Raw genomic sequence first — 5669 nt, 5'->3', positions numbered from 1 at the left:
TCATAACTCAATTTGTGGAGTGTTCCACAATATGTCGAAAAAGCTCAGTTCCTGCAATGGGACTGAGCTTTTTTTTGCTACAATTTGTATTTTTTTGTAACAATTCATTGCCAATTGTTTCCCTCCATCTTACAATGAAGCTAGTATGCATGGGGAGGCTCTTATGGGTAAAAAGAAATGGATCAATACGTTGGCAGCAGGACTTGTGTTGATGCTGTTGTCGACATATTTCTACACGGTGAACTCGAGTGGATTATTTTATTTCATTGAAGGTCCCCTCCAAGACGTGTTGCGTAAAGCCAAATCAGTCGATGAACGCCAACCTGAGGATCGGATCAAAATTGTCAAGATTGATGAGAAATCTTTAAAGGCAATCGGGAAATTCCCTTGGGACCGAACAACTTACGCGCAATTGATAGAAAAGCTGGAGCAATCCGGCGCAGCTGCAATCGGCATTGACGTGGTCTTAGCTGAACCTTCAAAAAACCCCGCAGACGATAAAGCTTTGGCTGATGTGTTAGCCAAATATCATAATGTTATCCTGCCCGTTCAAATCAATTATCCCTCCAAACAGCAGCAAGCAGGAGACTTAGTACCTGAGAAAGTTGACTACCCTACGGCAACATTAACCACTAACAAACAGCAGATGGCACATATTAATGTCTTTGTCGATAAGGATGGAAAAGCCCGAAAGCTTCCCGTTGGACTACCGGATGAGAATGGGACTTTCATACCAGCTTTCAGCGTTGCACTTGCCAATTTAGTTCTTGACGACAAAGAAAAGGTTAAGAGAGATGCGGCGACGGGAGAATGGAAGCGCGGTAGTATCGTTTTACCAACGAATGAGAGAAATCAAGTAACTACTGAGTTTTTCACATTACCTAGACAGAAAGTAGATGCTACGACCGGATACGAAATGCTTTCATTCGTGGATGTCTTGAATAGTAAAAATCCACTACCTTTGCAGGGCAGCATTGTGCTGGTTGGGCCTTTCGTTACAGCGATGCAGGACGAATATCCTACGCCGATCAGTTCTGTCAAAATGTTTGGGATCGAAATACATGCCAATATGATTCAAACTTTATTGGAAAGTAAATTTTATAAAGACACAAGTACACCAGTAGGGATTGGTCTTATTCTATTAATTTCCTTGCTAGCCATTTACTTGTTTGAGAGATTCAAAGGAAAGACCGCGCTATTTATTTTTATTGGCATGTTCGTGATTTATGGCGGTGTATGGTTAGCCTTCTATATTGCAGGCTCAACTTTTGCTCCACTCGTTTATCCGCAATTTGCCTTAGTAACGATATACATATGGTCATTAGTAAGTCATTATTTAGACGAGCGCAAAGAGCGCAATCGGGTAACAGGGATTTTTGGTAGATTTGTTTCGAAATCGGTAGTAGACGAGTTGCTGCAATCTGGCGAAGATGTCAAGCTCGGGGGAAGCCGCAAGGATATATCTCTTATTTTCGTCGATATTCGTGGGTTTACGCCAATGTCGGAGCGATTAGAGCCTGAACAGGTCATTCAAGTTCTGAACGAATATTTGGATGTGTGTACGAAAGCGATTTTCAAATTCAATGGAACGCTTGATAAGTTCATAGGTGATGGGGTTATGGCGATGTTCGGCGCTCCAATTGAATATGATAATCACCCGGAGATGGCTGTTCGCGCAGCGATTGAAATGAAGTCACAGGCGAATGTGCTTGAACAGAAATTGATCGAGAAGTATGGGATAGGCGTGAAATTCGGTTTGGGTATCAATAGCGGACCTGCTGTAGTCGGAAATATTGGTTCCGAGGACCTGCGTCTGGACTATACGGCGATCGGCGATACGGTGAACTTGTCGGCACGTCTGGAATCGAATGCAAAACCAGGACAAATTCTCATTAGCGAGCAGACGTATGAGCGGGTCAAAGACCTTTTTGAAATCGAGTCTATCGGTGAAATCAAGGTTAAAGGGAAAGAAAAACTCGTAACAGTATATGAGGTAATCGGGAATCTTTAAAATGGAAACTAGGGAGGAAGTCAGTGTGGGGATGTCCAAGAAATCATTTGTCTCATTATGTTTAAGCTTAAGTTTGATATTTAGTTTGATCTCTGTGCTGCTGGCGAAACCTGTAGACGCTAAAACCGTTCGGGTAGCTGTGGTGTCGACATTGTCAGGAGAAGTAACCGTCAAAAAAGGCGGGGGCTCCAAATCGTACGATGCTTATGAAAGTATGAGTTTAAACCAAGGTGATACCGTTTATACGGGTGCTAACTCTTCTGTAACGCTTAATTTAAGCAGTGGGGATGCCGATGTAACCTTGGGAGAAAATGCGGAAATCAATGTGTCCGACCTCAATTCTTCAGATGGAAACAAGAAATCCAAGCTCAAAGTATGGGCTGGTTCCTTGTGGGTCAAAGTGAAATCGTTAGCCGGTTCTAATGATGAATTTGAGGTAGAAACACCGACTGCCGTCATGGGTGTACGGGGAACGCAGTTCTTTGTGATGGTTGATCCAGTTACAGGTTCCGTCAAAATGGCCGTAGGGGCAGGTAAAGTATCTGCTTCCACAGTAACGAATACGGAGGAGTCGGAGCAGAAAACAACCGTTACTTACTTGTATCCAACGCAACAAATTTCACTTGATTCCAGAGATGAAACTGAGGATTTGTCATTGAAAGTGGATTTCCTTGATCTGGATGATTTCGTTAAACAAGCATCACCTGAAGTAATCAAAGAATTCATTCTGAACAAAGCAGAAATTGATAAAGAAAATGATGAATTTATTGCCAAAAAAGCAAAAGACCTTGCTGAAGGCAAAGTCACAGATGATGAGAATCTAGTAGTGAAGAGCAAAGAAGAGCTCGATAAAGTAAAGCAGAACTTCGAAAATTTAATTGGAAACATTGCCAAAAAGGCTTTGGCGGAAAAGAAATTTGATCAGTCTTCGATGGATAAAGTCATTGCTGACGCCAACAAAAAGATTTCTGAGGATAACAAGAAATTAGATTTAAGCAAAGTGAAAGATTTGGATAAAACAGCGGGTGTTGATGCTGAAAAAGAGAAACAAAAACAAGAGTTATTGAAGAAGCTTGCAGCTGAGAAGTTGAAAAATAAGCTCGAGCAGGAAAAGAAGCAAGCTGAGTTGAAGAAGCAGCTGGAAGCGCAGCTTAAACTGCTGGAAGAACAGAAGAAAAAAATTGAGGCAGCTACGAAAGCGGCCGAAGAGAAGGCTAGAGCGGATGCTTTAGCGAAGTTGAAGGAATCGGAAGCTGTTAAGCCACCGGTGGCACCAGCGACTGGCGGAGACTCGAATTCTGGGGGAAGTTCTGGCGGAAACACAAACCCAGGCAATCCTGATCCAGGGAATCCGGGCAATCCAGGCAACCCTGATCCAGGTACACCTGAGGCACCAGCGCCAGCAGTAAGCTTAAAAGCGTCATTAAATGAAACAAGTCCAAATGCGAATACATACAACTTGGATATTAATTTGAGCGATTTCGTTGATTCTAATGATATTTATGGTGTTGAAGTCCATTTGTTCTATGGTACAAATACTTACTATAGTGATGATATGCCAACTGTAAATGGGACGATTTTTGGACGAGATAACAGCACGAATTATGCCGAGCATATCAAAGAATATGAGGGCGATGGTCAAAAAGAGTTGGTTTACACGGTCACAGGTTTTGGGGATGCAGGCAATATTAAGGTCTCTGGCCTTCAAAAACTAGTGACAATTCCTTTAGAAGGTTATGGACATCAAGAGGTTAGTGTTGGAAAAATTATCATTGTACGTAAAAATGGAACTTCCGTTCAGACAATCCCGATTGTGGAGTCTAGCATTCAACCGGCGACTTTAGATCTCCATACTGGTGTTTAATAGAATTATTAACGAAAGGAGAAACCTATGAAACCATTAAAACATATACTTATATCCACGCTAGCGGCTGCGACTTTACTTGGAGGTTCATCCGCGTGGGCGGCTGGCTTGTCTGCAGATGCGCTGCGCTCAAGCGATGGCCAAATCCTTGCGGATGTTACGACCTTTGCGGGAATTGGGGATTCAGGAGGCAAGGTCACGACGTTCGCAGGACCAGAGGTCGTTGTTACCACGAACAGCCAAGGATTCCCAACAGGGGGACTTCTTGATGGCAAAGCTTCTGAAGCCTTTTTTAATGCACCAGCAGGTTTGGCAGTGGATAGTAAGGGGAATGTGTACGTAGCCGACTCTGCGAATAACGCAGTTCGAAAAGTGGATACAAACGGACAAGTTACCACACTTGGAGGAAATGGTGTTCCCGGTAAGAAGGATGGCAAAGGAGCGGATGCAAGCTTCAATCATCCGAGTGATGTTGCGGTAACAGCTGACGGAATTGTGTATGTTGCGGATTCACTCAATCATGTGATTCGTAAAATTGCTGCAGATGGCACGGTTTCAACACTGAATGCGGCATCTACCCGTGCAATTCTGATTCGTCCAGGAGAAGCGTCATTTGCTGGTGAGTACCAAGACGGTAGCCTATCTGATGCGAAATTCAACGAGCCAGCGGGTCTTGCTTTGGACAATAAAGGAAATCTATATGTGAGTGACACGGGTAATCAACGCGTGCGTTATATAGATCTACAAGCTGGCACTGTGAAGACGGTTGCTGGATCTACAACACTTCTAAGCAATAATACGATTTATGACAAAAATGAACTATATGCAGGCGGAGACTATGCCGATGGTGATGCATTGAAAGCTAAGTTTGACTTTCCAAAAGGACTCACCGTCACTTCTGAAGGTGGAGTTTTGATTGCGGATAGCTTAAATCATGCGATTCGTTATTTGTTGGACGGCAAGCTGACAACGATCTCCGGTACGGTTCAAACGGGTGAGAGCGACGGGGTGGAGCGGGCTGCTGAATTTTACAATCCGAGTGATGTATTAGTAACTGCTCAAGGAAATATGATCGTTGCAGATGCTTCGAACAACAAAATCCGTAAAATTACGCCGTATCATTTACCTGCAAATTTAGCCAGTCAGGGAATTAAAGTCGTAAATGGCGATAAAGCGATTTCTTTCGATGCTCAGCCTGAGATTCAGGATGGAAGGACGATGGTTCCGGTTCGCGCGATCAGTGAAACATTTGGTTTCGAAGTCAAATATGCCGAACAAGCGGGTACAAAAGTTGTCCAGCTAATGAAAGGAAACACGACAGTGGAGCTAACAATTGGTGAAACAGGTGTTGTTCTTAAACAGGCAGGACAAGCTGATGTGAAGCAAGCTACGGATGTATCGCCTTATGTGAAACAGGATAGGACGTATGTACCGATTCGCTTCTTCGCGGAACAGATTGGTTTGGATGTGCAGTGGGATCAAGCCACTCAGACGGCGATTTTACGTACAAAATCTTTTGTGAAATAAGAGTTAAACGAGTCTAACGGGGGAAACCTTGTTAGGCTCGTTTTTAATTAAGGCTTCAACTCCAAGCCTCATCTGCCGATAAATTTGAGAGAGTTAGTCTCGAAGTTCGTGCGGGGAGGTATCCGGGGTGAAAAATAATCATCGCCAAGATCAGCTGGAACGTTTTTTTCAGCATAATCCGATCGAAGATCCGCTGTATCTTAAGAAATATGTCAAAGAGCATCCTGATCATAAAATGGCTTGGTATTTGTTGGGGCGAGAATACGC

3 protein-coding genes are annotated in these 5669 nt (G+C 43.4%); all 3 read left to right on the top strand.

Features of this window, described 5'->3' with window-relative positions:
* Positions 1-163: 163 nt before the first annotated feature.
* Genes AC1DUA_RS26590 through AC1DUA_RS26580 form a run of 3 tightly spaced genes read left to right on the top strand, consistent with a single transcriptional unit; the run spans position 164 to position 5402 of the window.
* Positions 164-2011, top strand: coding sequence for a CHASE2 domain-containing protein (locus tag AC1DUA_RS26590; protein WP_477502636.1), 1848 nt, complete (start codon positions 164-166; stop codon positions 2009-2011).
* Positions 2012-2042: 31 nt separating this feature from the next.
* Positions 2043-3875 carry a FecR family protein gene (locus tag AC1DUA_RS26585; RefSeq protein WP_477502635.1) on the top strand — a complete coding sequence of 611 codons (1833 nt, stop codon included), beginning with the start codon at positions 2043-2045 and terminating at the stop codon, positions 3873-3875.
* Positions 3876-3902: 27 nt separating this feature from the next.
* Entirely contained in the window at positions 3903-5402 is a 1500-nt protein-coding gene (locus AC1DUA_RS26580) for a stalk domain-containing protein (protein ID WP_477502634.1), read from the top strand.
* Positions 5403-5669 lie beyond the last annotated feature (267 nt).

The sequence above is a fragment of the Paenibacillus sp. 01T422 genome (assembly GCF_056398785.1).
This window is presented reverse-complemented; position numbering and strand designations above follow the sequence as displayed.

Bases quoted from the DNA above. Each gene is read 5' to 3' on its own strand.
- AC1DUA_RS26585 (WP_477502635.1), top strand. From the start codon at position 2,043: ATGTCCAAGAAATCATTTGTCTCATTATGTTTAAGCTTAAGTTTGATA.
- AC1DUA_RS26590 (WP_477502636.1), top strand. From the start codon at position 164: ATGGGTAAAAAGAAATGGATCAATACGTTGGCAGCAGGACTTGTGTTG.
- AC1DUA_RS26580 (WP_477502634.1), top strand. From the start codon at position 3,903: ATGAAACCATTAAAACATATACTTATATCCACGCTAGCGGCTGCGACT.